Origin of the sequence: Algoriphagus marinus (assembly GCF_001936475.1) — a bacterium.
In the GTDB taxonomy this organism is placed as follows: Bacteria; Bacteroidota; Bacteroidia; order Cytophagales; family Cyclobacteriaceae; genus Algoriphagus; species Algoriphagus marinus.
Map to the genome: position 1 here is coordinate 150112 of NZ_MSPQ01000002.1, position 15299 is coordinate 165410.

The following is a 15299-nucleotide window of genomic DNA, read 5'->3' on the forward strand; positions in this document are numbered from 1 at the left end:
TCTTTCTGGAAAGTCTATTTTAAACCCACACCATGATGAGTACACATTTCGAAACCAATTCTATCCGGATTTCCCCTTCCAAGTCTAACCAAAAGGAACACAGCGCACCGCTTTATTTGACCTCAAGTTTTACTTTTGATTCAGCAGAAGAAGCAAGAGCAACTTTTGCGGATGAAATCGAGGGTAATATTTATTCCAGGTATGCGAATCCAAATTCAAGTGATTTGATCCAGAAAGTCTGTTCAGCCGAAGGAACTGATGATGGTATTGCCACTGCATCTGGTATGGCTGCGATGTTTGGAAGTATTGCTTCATTACTTCAGCAAGGGGATCATGTTCTAGCTGCTAGGTCACTTTTCGGCTCTACACACCAACTGCTTACAAGAGTATTTCCCAAATGGGGAATCACTTCGACTTATGGTGATATTTCCGATTTTGAGAATTGGGAAAAACTGGTTCAACCAAACACCAAAATGCTTTTTATTGAAACCCCTTCTAATCCGGGACTGGAGATCATTGACTTGGAATGGGCTGGTAAATTTTCAAAGGCGCATAATTTGATTTTAGTGGTAGACAATTGTTTTGCTACCCCTTATTTGCAACAACCAGCCAAATGGGGAGCAGATATAGTGACTCACAGCGCTACCAAATACATCGATGGACAAGGAAGAGTCTTAGGAGGATTAATACTTGGAAGGGCTGATTTGATCAAAGAAGTCCAGTTTTTTACTCGTCATACTGGGCCTGCAATCTCACCGTTCAATGCCTGGATTCTTTCAAAGAGTATGGAAACGCTCGGTGTTCGGATGGATAGACATTGCTCCAACGCCTTAAAAGTTGCCGAGTATTTCGATGGAACTAAAGAAATCAATTTTGTAAAATATCCTTTTTTAGAATCTCATCCGCAGTTCGATTTAGCCAAAAAGCAAATGAGTCAAGGAGGTGGAATTATTACTTTGGATCTAAAAGGAGGATTGGAGCGAGCTCAGAGATTCATAGACAAGCTTAAGATGATCTCTGTAACTGCAAATCTTGGAGATAGCAGGAGTATTGTGACTCATCCCGCTTCGACCACTCACAGCAAACTTAGTGAAGAGGAGCGCCAACAGGTGGGAATCACTAATGGATTGATTAGATTATCTGTAGGATTGGAGCATTTTGAAGACATTATCTCAGACGTGTCACAAGCATTAGATCAGTCAAAATAAGAAAAGCCCTTTTCGGGCTTTCTTTTTACCAAGTAGTTTGATTTAGCTTTGGAAAGGCGCGAATCACATCACTCAAGCTAATTTGCCCTACCAATTTCCCTTCTTTAAGGACAGGGAATCTCCTTATTCTCAATTCCAAAAATTTTTGTGCCGCATCAAAAAGTGAAAGATCAGGTGAAAGTGTAATCACGTCCTTGGTCATATGTTCACTCACTTTTGCAGGAAATTTGGGAGTATTGGAATATTTCCCCTTGATGATCTCCCGGAGACAATCGACCTCTGAAATAATACCTACCAAGGCCCCAGAATGATCAACTACAGGCGCACCTGAGATTTTCTTCTTTGTCAAGGCCTCCATAACCTGTTCAATAGTATCATCCTCCTTGAAAGTGATTAATTTGGTAGACATATGATCCTTAACAGTGATATTTTGAATTGGAGCCTTTTTTGGTTCTACCACTCGAACCCCTTGAAAACTTTTTACCATGACTAAAATAATTTATTGAGCGAAAAATAACTTACTGAAAAAATAGTGAAATAGCAAATAAGAGTTTTGAAAAACTAAATAATCAAAATAATAAACTGAATATATTCTTATATCCAGTTTATTATTTTGAGAAAACTTTATGCTTTTAATTTAATATGTATACCCGCCTTTACATCAGTAGAAAGAGATAGCCCTAATAAAATTAGGGTTAGACCTAAATTTGGTTTACATCAGTCAACGGTCATCCGACATCCCTCTAGAAAAGCAAAGAAATAAGTCAACTCGCATCTTTCTAGAAAAATCATGTAATTATGATTTTTTCCAATTAAACCAAATATCAAAAAACAAACTTTCCCCATAGAACAACAGAGGCTGGAATCAAGCAATCCTATTTAGCGGAGGTATTCTTTAAGAGAATGAAAGGCTTCCAATTTTTTGAAGGCTTTTTATATAAATCATCAAACTCAAATGTACCCACCACCACATCAGCATCTCCGTCTCGATCAACGTCTCCTTTTGTAATGGTCAACCAATGAGAATCGAACTTTTCAGCCAATACAAAAGGAGTGAATTTACTGGGAGATTCCTGCCTGAAATAAATTAAATCCTGGGAAGGTTTTTGGCTCGGATCCGGAAAAAATGCCAAGGCAAAAATATCTAGATCACCATCTCCATCGAAATCTTCGACTTCCAAGCCACTTGCTCCATTCATCGGGTAAAACCAAGATTCTTCAAATTCATTTTCTCCATTGTTCAAGAATATCCGAACTCCATGATAGTTTTTCAGAATTTGGGATTGATCTGCATTATCACCATTTACTACTATCAAATCATCAAACCCATCTCCATTCATATCATCATATCGAAAATCACTTGACCCGAAGGCTGGTTGAAATCTCAATACATATTTTGAAGAAAAATTTCCTTTACCATCATTAATCAGCTCCAAAATCCCTTCGTTAGATTGAGTCATCTGAACCAACAAATCCAAATCGCCATCCTGATCTAAATCTCTAGCAATTGTTCTTCTTGCACCTGGCTGAGCATTTAAAATACTCTCTTCCCCATTGCCAAAATGCAAGGCCAGTTTTCCGAGATGATTTCCGAATTGCGCGGTGACATATTCTTTTTTTCCATCTCCATCCAAATCCGCTTTAAGCTGATGTACAGGGCGCATCAAACTATCCAGAATTTTTTCACTTTTCCACCCTTTACCCTCTTTTGAAAAAACTGAGAGCGAACCAATAGAGTCATTGGAAGGATCCATTAGTCCCATAGTCAATAATTCAAACTTCCCTCCTTCAAGCCATTCAATTTCCACTGGAGCTATATCGGTCTCAATTGAATCTTTCTGCCGAAAACTATTTTTCGAATCCAGCACAAATAGCTTCCGGAAGCGATTCCCCAACCATAAATCCCCTGTTTCAGGATGGATTCTCACCATGGTAGTCAGGTTGGGATAGATGAAATCATAATTTGGCTGAATGACCTCAAACCCGAGAATCCCAACTCTTGGATTTTCTTTTTTTGCCTGTGGCAAGGGATTTTCCGGAGCATTTTCAAGATAGTAATCAAGGATTTTTTGCCAGTCATCTCGTTGAATCAATTGCGCTTTGGAATAAATACCTTCGGGTACGCCAGCATCCTCAGGAAGTATAGATCCAAAATCGGATTCTAAATAAAGCCCCATCCTTTTCCGCATATCAGGAAGTACATTTTCAGACCAAGTCTTCTTATCAAGAATTGAAGGTTCAGGTTTTAGATGGCAACTTCCACAATAAGCATTTGCCAATTGCTCCCCATTCAATTTTAAATCGATGGTTGCAAGCTGTTCTAATGTCAGAGGTGGCTGTTTTCGCTCTGAAATAGGATTACAGGATGCAAAAATTATTGAAATAACTACTCCAATTAAAACTCTAATCTTCATTGATCCAGCACCTCCAAAAATTCATTAACTATGTTTTGATCTATTTCTAAATGATGGGAAAAAGATTTGGGATCATCAGAAAATGATAAATCCGGATTGATAAATTGATTTTTTGAAGGTCTCCAAATCTTACAAGAGGCATGGATTTCCCTAAGAAATCCGGTCCTTTTGAGTTCCGTGACATGCTTTGGCTTGGTACCTCCACCTGGCATTATTGTAATTCGATCTTTGGCGACTTCCATCAATTCCTTTAATAATGGAACCCCTTCTTCTACTGTATTTTTCCCGCCTGAACTCAAAATTCGCTGAAATTTACAGGCAATGATTTTCTCTAAAGAATCAAAATAATCTGATGAAGCATCAAAAGCACGATGAAAAGTACAAGGCCTTCCGCTTGCGGAGCGAATCAACGATTCGCAGGCATCAACATTCACTTTTCCCTGAAAGTCTAAAACGCCAAAGACAAATCCATCAGTCCCTAACTCTCCAAGAATCTCGATATCACGCTTCATTACCATCAATTCTTTCTGAGAATAAGCAAAATCACCACCTCGAGGACGGATCATTACAAAAACTGGAAGATCAATTTCTGATTTAAGAATCTTGAGCATTCCGGCACTTGGGGTCACTCCCCCTTCCGGGAAATTAGAACAAAGCTCCAGTCGATCTACGCCAGCATCCGCTGCTTGCATACAAGCCTCCAAACTATAAACGGGCGCTTCAAGAAGAATTTTACTCATGGTTTAAAGTGAGAGTTTGAATCAATTAACACGTTTCCGCTTTGAGTTGCTTTGGCAAAATTAAATCCAGGATGAACCGCAAAAGCTCCTGTGACACCTTCTTTGTTGATCGCAAGAAATCCAGCTTGGATATCGTTGATATTCTTATTTTTTGAAATCAACCTTCTCACTGCTTCTTCACAAGCTTCTTGAGGAGTTCTCCCCTGACGCATTAATTCCACAATCAGGAAGCTACCACAAATCTTGATAATTGTTTCTCCCAAACCAGTGGCAGTAGCGGCACCTACTTCATTATCTACATAAAGACCAGCTCCAATTATAGGACTGTCCCCTACTCTACCATGCATTTTGTAAGCCAGACCACTTGTGGTACAGCTCCCTGCCATATTCCCTTTAGCATCTATTCCAATCATTCCTATGGTATCGTGATTTTCAATATTGATGATTGGCTTGTATTGGCTAGTTTTTTTCCATTTTTCGTATTCAATTGCCGCTTTAGGGCTAAGTTCCTCTTTTTCCAAAGGAAAGCCCTCAGCTATCGCAAACTGCCTAGCCCCCTCTCCGGCTAGCATGACATGTGGTGTTTTTTCCATTACTCTTCTTGCAAGCGTGATTGGATGCTTTATTTGTCTCACGAAAGCCACCGAACCACAATTTCCATCACCAGTCATAATCGATGCATCGAGGGTGGTGATTCCTTCACGGTCAGGAAGTCCCTGAAGCCCGACCGAAAGATTATCCATATCCAATTCAGTATCTCGAACCCCTGCTTCAACTGCATCCAAAATCGTCCCTCCAGCAGTAAGACTATCCATCGCAGCCTGATTTGCAGGTAGCCCATGATTCCATGTAGATAGAATTAATGGCATTTCACCTAACTCGCTGGAGTTTTGCTTTTCATCAGCAGCACAAGCTGTGGAAATACTTGGGATAAAAAGGGCAGTCCCAATCAGGGATTGCTTTATAAACTTTCTTCTTTGGGACATAAGACGTATTTTAGAATCGATTCTCAAATTATTAAAAATGCCTCTAAATCGGCTTATTTTTCATTCAAATCATTTAAAATCTATCAAATGAAACCCTATCTACTTAAAGAATCAAATTGGAAAGATCTAAAGACCCATCGTTTCGAATTGGCAGTTTTACCCTGGGGAGCCACTGAGGCCCATAATTACCATATGCCTTATGGTACGGATGTCTATGAAGCAGATGCTGTGGCTGAGATTTCCGGGAAAAAAGCTTGGGAAAAAGGAGCAAATGTGACGATTATGCCTACGATTCCTTTTGGTGTAAATACAGGACAATCAGATATTTATTTAGACATCAATTTAAATCCGAGCACGCAGTTACTGATACTTCAGGATATTTTGACTGTTTTGGATAGACAAGGGATAAAAAAGTTTTTGATTATCAATAGCCATGGGGGAAATGATTTTAAAACCATGCTCCGAGAACTGGGATTGAAATTTCCTGATATGTTACTATTTACCTGTAATTGGTTTCAGGCTTTGGACAAATCAAAGTACTTCGAAGAATCAGGTGATCATGCTGATGAAATGGAAACGGCATTGATCATGCATCTTCATCCGGAGCTTGTACTTCCTCTAGACCAAGCCGGAATGGGAGATGAGAAAAAATCCATAATTAAGGGTGTTCGGGAGAAATGGGCATGGGCTGAGCGAAAATGGTCTGAAGTCAGCACTGATACTGGAATCGGTAATCCAAAAAAAGCCTCCCCGGAAAAAGGAAGGCTCTATTTTGAAGATGTTACTGACAAAGTCGCGGATCTTATCTTGGATATTTGTGAGGCAAAGCCCGGACAAATCTATGTTTAATTAATCCAAAGAATTTAAATCCAACTGAGTACTTTCTCCTTTGTAATCAATAATTGTAATGGATTTCAAATTTTTTGGGAGGGAAATCTCTCTTGATGATTGAGATATAAAGCCTGCACCTAAAGAGGTTTCAAACCGTTGTTTTTTTCCACTTTCAAGTTCGACGATAATTGCCATTGTGTTTAACGACGGGGTAAGTGTTCGCATACCGGAGTCTTTTTCCTCTTTCTTAAATACAAGGAGCGAATTTCTATTCTGGGAAGCTATCAGGAGAGAGGGGCCTTGTGCGGAACTTAATTTCACCAATGCCTTTGCATCCCCAGGTACAATAAATCCACTCTCATTAGGTCTGACAGGGGTAAATCCTCCAGTGCCATCCCCCAATAGAACAAGTCCTACCAGCGCATCCAATCTTCCTGTGAAGATCTCATTTCCAAAGTCATTCCCTACCAAAAGCACGTCCAGATAACCATCCCCATTTACATCCTCAGTCAATATCCCATTCACCGGAGCTATTTGAGCAGCTGTTGGCAATCTATGTACTTCAAAAGTACCATCACCATTATTTTTAATAAATGCGGACTTATCATAATTCCCAGTCAAAATGACTGCTCCTTCCTTTTCTTCAGTAGTGAAAAGATCATTCTCGGTGCTCAAGGCATAGGATTTATACCGCTCGTATTTCCTTCGGAAAAGGGTACTTTGACCATATAAATCATCCCAAAAATGACTAGGATAAGAGTTGTAAACACCTGATCGGTCTTTATAGTATGCAAAAGTGACAGGATCCATACTTCCATTTCCATCGAAATCTTTTGCATAAATTTTAACAGGCTGTTCCATTGTAGGATGGTGGGGATTGTTTTCGCCTAAATTGCCTACAATGAAATCTGTATCTCCATCTTGGTCAAAATCTCCAGAGGCAATCGAATTCCACCATCCCAGATGATTCTCCAAACCGGTAGTTGACATTTTGTAGAATTTAGACCCATCATTCTTAAAGATGGTAATTGCCATCAATTCGCCAACGACTACTAAATCTACCTTCCCATCTAAATCCACATCAGACCAAATGGCATCTGTCACCATTCCAATATTTCTAAGCTCAGGGGCCAGCTCATCAGTGACATCCTGAAGCATTCCCTGATTATTTCTGAATAGAAAGCTTTTATCGGCGATTGGGTATTTCGCAATTGGAGTTCTCCCACCAACAAAAAGATCAATAAAACCATCGCCATCAAAATCTGCTCCTCTTACAGTCGTACCACTTGCTTTTGCAGCTGAGAAATTTTTATTCAAAGTAAAATTTCCCATACCGTCATTCAAGTATAGTCTATCCAAGTACTCGTCCGAATCGGGAACAAACTCACTACTTCCGCTTACTAGATATAGGTCAAGATCTCCATCATTTTCCAAATCGAAAAGAAGCATACCCATCTCCTCAAAATTTGAATTTTCTCCAGGAATCAACTCTTTCTCAGTGAAAGTGCCATCTGATTTTTGAGTGAATAATTTTGGAGAAAACCCAGCCGATGAACCTACAATCAAATCCTCTAACTGATCACCATTTACATCACCAACGGTAAGAGAAGGACCATACTGACTTAATTTATGTGGAATAGTTCGCTGAATATTGAAATCCACTTTATCTGCTTCCTCATGGATAAAATTAATCCCAAGTTCATTCGAAACCTCTTTGTATAAAGGATTTACTTCAGCAGACTCAAGAATAGCAACAGAAAATTTTCCTTGTTTTGATTCTGCGTAACTGACTTGTAAGACTTGATTTGCTTCAACATTTGAAAGTGTTGAAATCTTCCCATCAGGCCAAATTACTTCGACCGTAGGTACATTAGAGAAATCACCAAGCCCAAAATGTAAGATATCCTCAATTGAAGACATGTATCCACGAACAATTTGCTGCTCTTGGTAGCGAATTGAACCATCACTTAATTTCAAGGAAACTTTCGCACCAAGACCACTTGGATTCGATGCTTTACCTTGGAGTTTAATCCGAAGGTAATTTGGCTTTTCTTTAGCATCATTTAAGGTGTTTTCGAAGATGAAAGCCGGATCGTTGATATTGTTAACTATATAATCTAAATCTCCATCCTGATCCAAATCCACATAGGCCGCACCATTTGAAAAGGAAGGAATATTCAATCCCCATTCTTCACCCGAATCTTTGAAAGTCAAATCTCCATTGTTTCGATAAGAGTAATTAGGAATTTTGACAATTGGAATTGAATCCAACAACTGACGGATGCTGGCTACTCCACCTACATCTGCCCGATAATTTGCAAAATCCTTATCGGTAATATCTCTGGGAAATCCATTGGTAATTAATAAATCCCGCAATCCATCATTATCAACATCTCCAAAAAGTGGTGCCCAACTCCAATCTGTCTGATAAATTCCTGCCAGCATCCCGATTTCACTAAATGGAACTCCAGCTCCATTGTTCATCTGAAGCATATTCCTAACGTATTGGTATTCATAGCCCCACTGCTCGTTACTGATATAGACTTGGTAGGAGTTTTTCCCAATGGTGGTTTTCTTTCTGAAATTGTCCTCCCCTAACATATCTATTGTAATCAAATCAGGGAGCGCATCATTATTAAAATCAGAGATATCGGATCCCATGGAAAACTGGCTCTGATGCCTTAAAAAATCCTTGGAACGATTGGAAAAAGTACCATCCTGATTATTTATATAAAGAATATCATTAGTCACATAATCATTGCTGACGTGAATATCAGGCCATCCATCATTATTTAAATCCGAAACAACCAACCCAAGTCCAAAGCCTTCAATTGTGATTCCTGCTTCAATTGTAACGTCTGTGAAAGTTCCATCACCATTATTTCTATAGAATTTATCATTATTAATAGCAGATCCATCCACTATTTTCTCTCGATAATTCGATGGGGTTACTTTGCTCTGCTCATTATTAAGGACGTATAAGTCTAAGTCTCCGTCAAGATCATAATCTAGAAAAGAGGCTCCCATTCCATTTCCTGAATCTGCAATTCCATATTGCTTTGCTTGTTCTAAGAATGAAATATTACCCGCAGCATCTTTCCCTTGGTTGACAAATAAAAGATTATTCCGCTCACCTTCGCCTGTCTTCATTGCTGTCGCGACATAAATATCCATCCACCCATCTCCATTGATATCGACCGCAGTGGTCCCTGTGCTCCAACGATCTTTCGCTTCTATCCCAGAGCTTGTCGAGATATCCTTGAATTTAAAATCCCCTTGATTCAGGTAAAGTCTATTTGAGACCTGATTGCCTGTAAAAAACAAGTCAGGGAGACCATTTTGATCAAAATCAGCAACTGCCAAACCACCGCCATTAAAAATATATTCATCGGTAAGAATATTAAATGAATCGGATTCTGTGATTTGATTGGAAAAATCAACACCAGTTTCCTTTGGGGTTTTAAGTTTAAACAACTTGGATTCTTGAGTACATGAAAACAAGAAAACAAATAGGGCCACAGCCAAAAGGCTAGATTTAGAAAACTTCATAGATTAATCAATTTGGGTGCTTGGGAACTTTGAAATTACCACTTTTGAGACAAAGGCGGAAAAAATATGTACTTGATTGTCATAAAAAAAAGGAAGGCTTTTCAGCCTTCCTTTAAATAATACTTCTAATACTTAAGATTAGAAACCTGGATTCTGAATCAGAATGTCTGATCCTACCAAGTCAATCTGGTCTTGAGGTATTGGAACTAATTTATACTTTTCGGTGAACTTAGCGCCACCAAGCGCAGCAGCCAATTCTACTCCATCAAGTGCAAAATAGAAGTCAAGCTCAGCTTGAACAGTATTCCATCTCACTAGATCATAGAATCTGTGACCTTCCATACCTAATTCAAGCATTCTTTCCATTCTCACAGCAGCTCTTGCAGTTGCAGCATCAGTCCATGGAGAGTCATACGTACCTATTACGTAATTAGCAGCCATAGTACCATCCTCACGCATCAACTTGGAGTTCATTGCTCTTGTTCTTACACGGTTTACATAACCTCTAGCTACCTCTAATCCACCAGTCTCGATTTCTGCCTCAGCAGCCATCAATAATACATCAGCAAATCGGATAATCATGAAGTTAATACCAGTATATCCTGGAGTCCAAGAAGAGTTATCCTGGAAAGTACCTTGCTCAGATCTTGCATACACATACTTCTTAGGAGAATATGGTCCACCGTTTGGCTGGTTTCTGATCCAAGCTGCGCCTGGGAAATCCTGCCATCCTAGGTAAGGAATACCTCTTCTTCCAGTTGTATGATCAACTCTTGGATCTAAGTTTCCTGTGTCAGGAGTAAAAGGATCAGCTGTTTGAATGCCCATATCACTTTTCACTCTGTTTGCAGGGTTATTATAAGACTTATCCAACAATGGAAGACCAGCTGCATTGGTTCTAAATGCGTTCACAAAAGAGAAACTTGGCTGGAAGAATCCACAACAGTTACCTGGACCAGATGGGCCGGTATTGTAAGGGAAGTTCAAATCAAATTCTGGATTTGCATTGTTTACAGAACCAGTACCAGCAGCTGCTTGATAAGCCCATACAGATTCCTCATGGTTATCATTAGCTCCTCTGAAAGCATCATCATAATAAGGTACTAAGCCATACTTTAAGTTATTACTTGTTACACCATTATTGATTACATCTGTAAAGAGGGTTTTCGCTTCTCCGAACTTATTCTGATACAAGTAAATTTTTGCGAGGTATGACTTAGCTGCCCAAGAGTTTACTCGACCAACTTGAGGCTGAGTAGGTGGAAGATTATCTGCTGCAAACTTCATATCAGCTTCAATCAAAGGCCATAGGTCAACATTATTACTAACATCTTCCAAGCCACTACCATAATCCAAAGTCTCATCAACATAAGGAGTATTACCATAGTCACGCTTCAATTCAAAGTAATAATGAGCTCTTAAGAATCTTGCTTGAGCAGAAATTCTTGTCACATCTCCTGGAGTAACGTCCGGACCTGGGTTTTGCAATAAACGCAAAACGTTATTTGCCCTTGCTATTCCTTCGTAAGCTCCCGCCCACTTAGCTCCAACATCACCAGAAGCAGAGTTTATTTCGAATCTCTGAATAGGGTTAATAGTTGTAAAATCTCCAGGGTCAGTACCTTTATTAGCTTCTCCACCTCTGATACTTCCCCAAACCCAGTTAGAAGGAGAAGCCAATCTATTGCCTCTACCATTAACTTGAGAATAAGCAGCAATCAAAGAAGCATCAATACCCGCAAGCGAAGTCAACTGAGCCTCCGCCAACAATCCTGTCGGCGCAACATCAAGGAAATCATCGCTACAACTCACTGCTACCATCATCAATCCTGATGACAGTAACGCTCCGATTTTTAATTTAAAATTGTTCATCTGTTTTAATCTATTATAGTTTCTATAACTCGATTTCATTTATAGTGTTTAAGCTTAGAAGCTGAGATTCAAACCGAAAGTATAACCACGAGTAACTGGATAGTTACCTACGTCAATACCAAATGTTAAGTCAGCGTCGCCACCTACCTGAGGATCAAGACCCTCATAACCTGTGATTGTAAAGAGGTTGTTCGCAGATGCGAATACTCTCAATCGCTCCAGTCTCCATCTTTCCAATAAGGTTGCAGGAAGCGTGTAACCTAAAGTCACATTCTGCAATCTCAAGTAAGATCCATTTTCCACATAGAATGAATTAGCAACGTTAGAAGTTGAGAAGTTAGAAGTTTTCTCTACCACTGGGATAGTTGCATCCAAATTCTCAGGAGTCCAAGCATTTTTCAAACGCTCTGAAATTGCAGCGCCTTCAAAAGTCTGGAAGAAGTCGGTAAACCACTTAGACTGATTGAAAATCTCATTTCCTATAGAAGTGTATAAGTAAGCAGAAAGGTCAAATCCTTTATACCCAACAGTGAAATTCACACCACCAGTAAAATCAGGAATAGGATTACCCAAATTGACTCTATCATCTGGGGTAATTTCTCCATCACCGTCAACATCTTCAAACTTGAATCTACCTGGAGCAGCTCCATCTTGAGTAGCATGACTTGACACATCTTCAGCATTTCTGAACAAGCCTACTACATTATATCCAAAGAAAGTGGAAAGAGGCTGTCCAACAGAATTTCGAATTGGCTGTATCCCTCTAAAAGAAGGGTTTACGGAAGTAATAACATTCAAACCTGGAGCTAGAGCAACGATTTCATTCTTCAGAACAGAACCAGTTACAGTCAAATCGTAAGTAAACTCACTTGATAAGTTACCTCTCGTACTAACCAATAGATCTAAACCTCTGTTAAGCATTTGTCCAATGTTTACAGAAGGAGGCGAAGCGTTAGGACCCGCAGTTTGAGGAATAGGAACTGTGAATAATAAGTCCTTAGTATCCTTTTTCCACCAATCAAAGATCACATCCAAACGTCCATTAAAGAAAGTACCGTCAAAACCAATGTTAGTAGTTACAGCAGTCTCCCACTGTGCATTTGGGTTACCAATTCGGGTTCTTCTGAAACCGATTACAGCTGAAGAGTTAGACCCTGTGATATCATAAGAAGAAGCTCCTACGTCACCACCAAATAAGGAATATTGGTTGTTTGGATCCACGTTGTTTGAGTTACCCATTTGTCCCCATCCACCTCGGATTTTCAAATCATCAATCCAAGTCGCGCCAGAAAGGAATCCTTCAGAAGAAATTCTCCAAGCTGCAGAGAATGCAGGGAATACACCGTAACGATTGTTAGATCCAAATCTTGAAGAACCGTCTCTTCTTACAACTCCACTGAATAAGTACTTATCGTTGTATGTATAATTAACACGGCCAAAATAAGAGTTAAAGTTTACTCCTCTGTAAAGTCCAGAGTTAACTTGTCTTGTAGAAACTGGCAAGTTTGAAATATTGATAAAGTCTGGGTCTCTTGAGAATGGATTCTGACCATTTGCACTCATAAATCTACCAGCACCTGTATTCAATGCTTCCTGACCTAAAATCACATCAAATGCATGCTTATCAAAAGTCTCCTTCCAAGACACAGTGTTTGTGAATGTCCAGCCAAAGTTAAATCCTGAACCTTCATTGTATCCGAATGCAGAGTTATTTTCTGAGTTCTCATATTGCAATCTAGAATATCCCCAGAAGTAGTTACTTGAATAATCGATACCCACAGCGGTTCTAAATGTCAAATTGTCCAAGATATCATACTCAGCATAGACGTTACCAAATGCACTGGATGAATATCCTCTGTTATCTCTAATTCCGTCTCTATTTGCTACTGGATTTCTAGGGTTGTTAAAGCCTCTTGCTGCAGTACCTGCATATCCACCAAACTCATCATAAACTGGAATGATTGATGGCATACGGAAGGCCTGAAGGATATCATTTTCGTCCCTAGAAACACCTGCTCCGCCAGCTCCACCTTGCTGACCCAATACCTGACGATATGTAGCCTGGAAGTTTTCACCGATTCTTAATTTGTTTGTTACATCAAATTCGGAGTTTGCTCTAAAGGTGATTCTTTTGAAATTATTTACGATCATGATACCTGCCTGATCCTGATAACCTAAGCCGATATAGAATCTGCTTGTCTCAGACCCACCATTCAAACCAATTGAATGTCTATTCAACGGCGCGTTTCTTGTCAAAGCATCATACCAATCTGTTCCTTCTCCAGTAGCAGCTCTAACAAGCTGATAAATTGGACCTTTAGATGGGTCTGTGTTATACAATGCACGCTCCTGCTCAATTCTGTCAGCAGAGAACGGACCAGCTACACCAGCTACACCACCTACGTTGATATAATATGGAAGGACAGGAGTAGCTCCTGAACCAAATTGAGGATGTCCATATGCAGGAGCTCTTCCATCAATTCTAGCTTGGTTTGTCTCAGCTAACCATGTGGTGTTTGCGAAATCCTGAGGATTCATCATATCTAAACCTTGACCTGGGTTAGTAACACCAAACATACCATTGTAATCCACTCGTAATTTTTGATCACCTCTTCTACCTTTCTTGGTAGTATAGATAATAACACCGTTTGCAGCTCTTGCTCCATAAATAGAAGCAGCAGCAGCATCCTTCAATATAGTGGTAGATTCAATGTCATCAGGATTAAGGAAATCTGTATTTCCTACAGGAACTCCATCAACAACGTATAAAGGGTTATTACCACCGAAGGCTCCAAAACCACGAACTCGGACAATTGAAGAAGTACCTGGCTGACCGTTTGTAATTACTGTAACACCAGAAACTCGACCCTGAAGGGTTTGCTCTACGTTACCTGTTGGTATTACTGTAAGGTCCTTTGGATCCACTGTTGCAATCGCACCAGTAGTCTCTCTTCTGCTGTCAATGGTATAACCAGTAACAACAAGCTCAGTAAGCGTCTGCTCATCTGGCTTCATTTTAAGATCCACAACACTTCTGGATCCTACCACTTGCTCCACTTTGGTGTAACCAATAAAGGAGAAAACAAGTACAGCTTGGTCATTTGGGATATTGATGGAAAACTTTCCATCGATATCAGTTGCGGTACCTGTAGTTGTTCCTTTCACGAGGACTGATACCCCTGGAAGTCCTACATCGTACTCGTCAAGCACTGTTCCAGTTACAGTCTTCTGTGCGAAGGCCGTAGCACTGGATAGCATCAGGAGCATTAAGAATGCACCTAGACTTTTGTAAAGATTTTTCATAAACATAGATAGATTGGGTAACAAGAATAATTTAAAAACTTGTCTTTAATTGTTAATGCAATCGTTTGCGATATCGCTCAAAATAATTGCAATAGATAATTGTCTGAAATTCAGAACTCTATTGCGACTATACCTTGGTTATTTGAAAACCGACTTAAAGAAATACCAATAGGTTTGAGAGCATCTATTGGAATGCGGGGCGGGATGTAGTAATCACTAGCTAATAGGTCATTGGCAAATATTTTGGGTTTTTGTCTCATACTTAATCTCCAATGTTAAAGATTCTTAAACAAATTTCAAATTTTAAACCATAAATAATATTTGGCTTTTCATCTTAATTTGTGGAAGAAAGCATTGAAAAATAGGTTTTATCAAGATGAAGTTAAAGGAAAAAAA

Annotated in this window: 9 protein-coding genes; 2 read left to right on the forward strand and 7 right to left on the reverse strand. The window is 39.5% G+C overall.

The genetic code is table 11. The features are described from left to right. The first annotated feature begins 32 nt into the window (after window positions 1-32). Window positions 33-1208 carry a trans-sulfuration enzyme family protein gene (locus BVC88_RS05115; protein WP_075349582.1) on the forward strand — a complete coding sequence of 392 codons (1176 nt, stop codon included), beginning with the start codon at window positions 33-35 and terminating at the stop codon, window positions 1206-1208. 25 nt (window positions 1209-1233) lie between these two features. Here the strand turns inward: BVC88_RS05115 and BVC88_RS05120 are convergent, their stop codons facing one another. The 4 genes from BVC88_RS05120 to BVC88_RS05135 all read right to left on the reverse strand — a co-directional run bounded on the left by BVC88_RS05120 (window position 1234) and on the right by BVC88_RS05135 (window position 5348). Further along, window positions 1234-1695, reverse strand: a complete 462-nt coding sequence (locus BVC88_RS05120) for a CBS domain-containing protein (RefSeq protein ID WP_075349583.1) — start codon at window positions 1693-1695, stop codon at window positions 1234-1236. A 388-nt stretch (window positions 1696-2083) separates the two neighbouring features. Next, a complete protein-coding gene (locus BVC88_RS05125; RefSeq protein WP_083639011.1) occupies window positions 2084-3622 on the reverse strand; it encodes an FG-GAP repeat domain-containing protein in 1539 nt (512 codons plus the stop codon). Beyond that, entirely contained in the window at window positions 3619-4362 is a 744-nt protein-coding gene (locus BVC88_RS05130) for a copper homeostasis protein CutC (RefSeq protein WP_075349584.1), read from the reverse strand. Before BVC88_RS05130 ends, BVC88_RS05125 begins: the two co-directional genes overlap by 4 nt. Continuing rightward, window positions 4359-5348 (reverse strand): N(4)-(beta-N-acetylglucosaminyl)-L-asparaginase, encoded by a 990-nt coding sequence (locus BVC88_RS05135; protein ID WP_075349585.1) that lies wholly within the window; start codon window positions 5346-5348, stop codon window positions 4359-4361. The genes BVC88_RS05130 and BVC88_RS05135 overlap by 4 nt, the downstream gene beginning before the upstream one ends. Before the next feature lie 87 nt (window positions 5349-5435). Between BVC88_RS05135 and BVC88_RS05140 the strand changes: the two genes are divergently transcribed. Next, window positions 5436-6197: a creatininase family protein gene (locus BVC88_RS05140; protein WP_075349586.1), complete on the forward strand. Its 762-nt coding sequence runs from the start codon at window positions 5436-5438 to the stop codon at window positions 6195-6197. Here BVC88_RS05140 and BVC88_RS05145 read toward each other — a convergent pair whose 3' ends face one another. The 3 genes from BVC88_RS05145 to BVC88_RS05155 all read right to left on the reverse strand — a co-directional run bounded on the left by BVC88_RS05145 (window position 6198) and on the right by BVC88_RS05155 (window position 14909). Next, window positions 6198-9728 carry a VCBS repeat-containing protein gene (locus tag BVC88_RS05145; RefSeq protein ID WP_075349587.1) on the reverse strand — a complete coding sequence of 1177 codons (3531 nt, stop codon included), beginning with the start codon at window positions 9726-9728 and terminating at the stop codon, window positions 6198-6200. Between the two features lie 138 nt (window positions 9729-9866). Continuing rightward, window positions 9867-11600: a RagB/SusD family nutrient uptake outer membrane protein gene (locus tag BVC88_RS05150; protein ID WP_075349891.1), complete on the reverse strand. Its 1734-nt coding sequence runs from the start codon at window positions 11598-11600 to the stop codon at window positions 9867-9869. Window positions 11601-11654: 54 nt separating this feature from the next. Then, on the reverse strand, window positions 11655-14909 hold the full coding sequence (locus tag BVC88_RS05155; RefSeq protein WP_075349588.1) for a SusC/RagA family TonB-linked outer membrane protein: 3255 nt from the start codon (window positions 14907-14909) through the stop codon (window positions 11655-11657). Window positions 14910-15299 lie beyond the last annotated feature (390 nt).

Bases quoted from the DNA above. Each gene is read 5' to 3' on its own strand.
- BVC88_RS05115 (WP_075349582.1), top strand. From the start codon at position 33: ATGATGAGTACACATTTCGAAACCAATTCTATCCGGATTTCCCCTTCC.
- BVC88_RS05120 (WP_075349583.1), bottom strand. From the start codon at position 1,695: ATGGTAAAAAGTTTTCAAGGGGTTCGAGTGGTAGAACCAAAAAAGGCT.
- BVC88_RS05125 (WP_083639011.1), bottom strand. From the start codon at position 3,622: ATGAAGATTAGAGTTTTAATTGGAGTAGTTATTTCAATAATTTTTGCA.
- BVC88_RS05130 (WP_075349584.1), bottom strand. From the start codon at position 4,362: ATGAGTAAAATTCTTCTTGAAGCGCCCGTTTATAGTTTGGAGGCTTGT.
- BVC88_RS05135 (WP_075349585.1), bottom strand. From the start codon at position 5,348: ATGTCCCAAAGAAGAAAGTTTATAAAGCAATCCCTGATTGGGACTGCC.
- BVC88_RS05140 (WP_075349586.1), top strand. From the start codon at position 5,436: ATGAAACCCTATCTACTTAAAGAATCAAATTGGAAAGATCTAAAGACC.
- BVC88_RS05145 (WP_075349587.1), bottom strand. From the start codon at position 9,728: ATGAAGTTTTCTAAATCTAGCCTTTTGGCTGTGGCCCTATTTGTTTTC.
- BVC88_RS05150 (WP_075349891.1), bottom strand. From the start codon at position 11,600: ATGAACAATTTTAAATTAAAAATCGGAGCGTTACTGTCATCAGGATTG.
- BVC88_RS05155 (WP_075349588.1), bottom strand. From the start codon at position 14,909: ATGTTTATGAAAAATCTTTACAAAAGTCTAGGTGCATTCTTAATGCTC.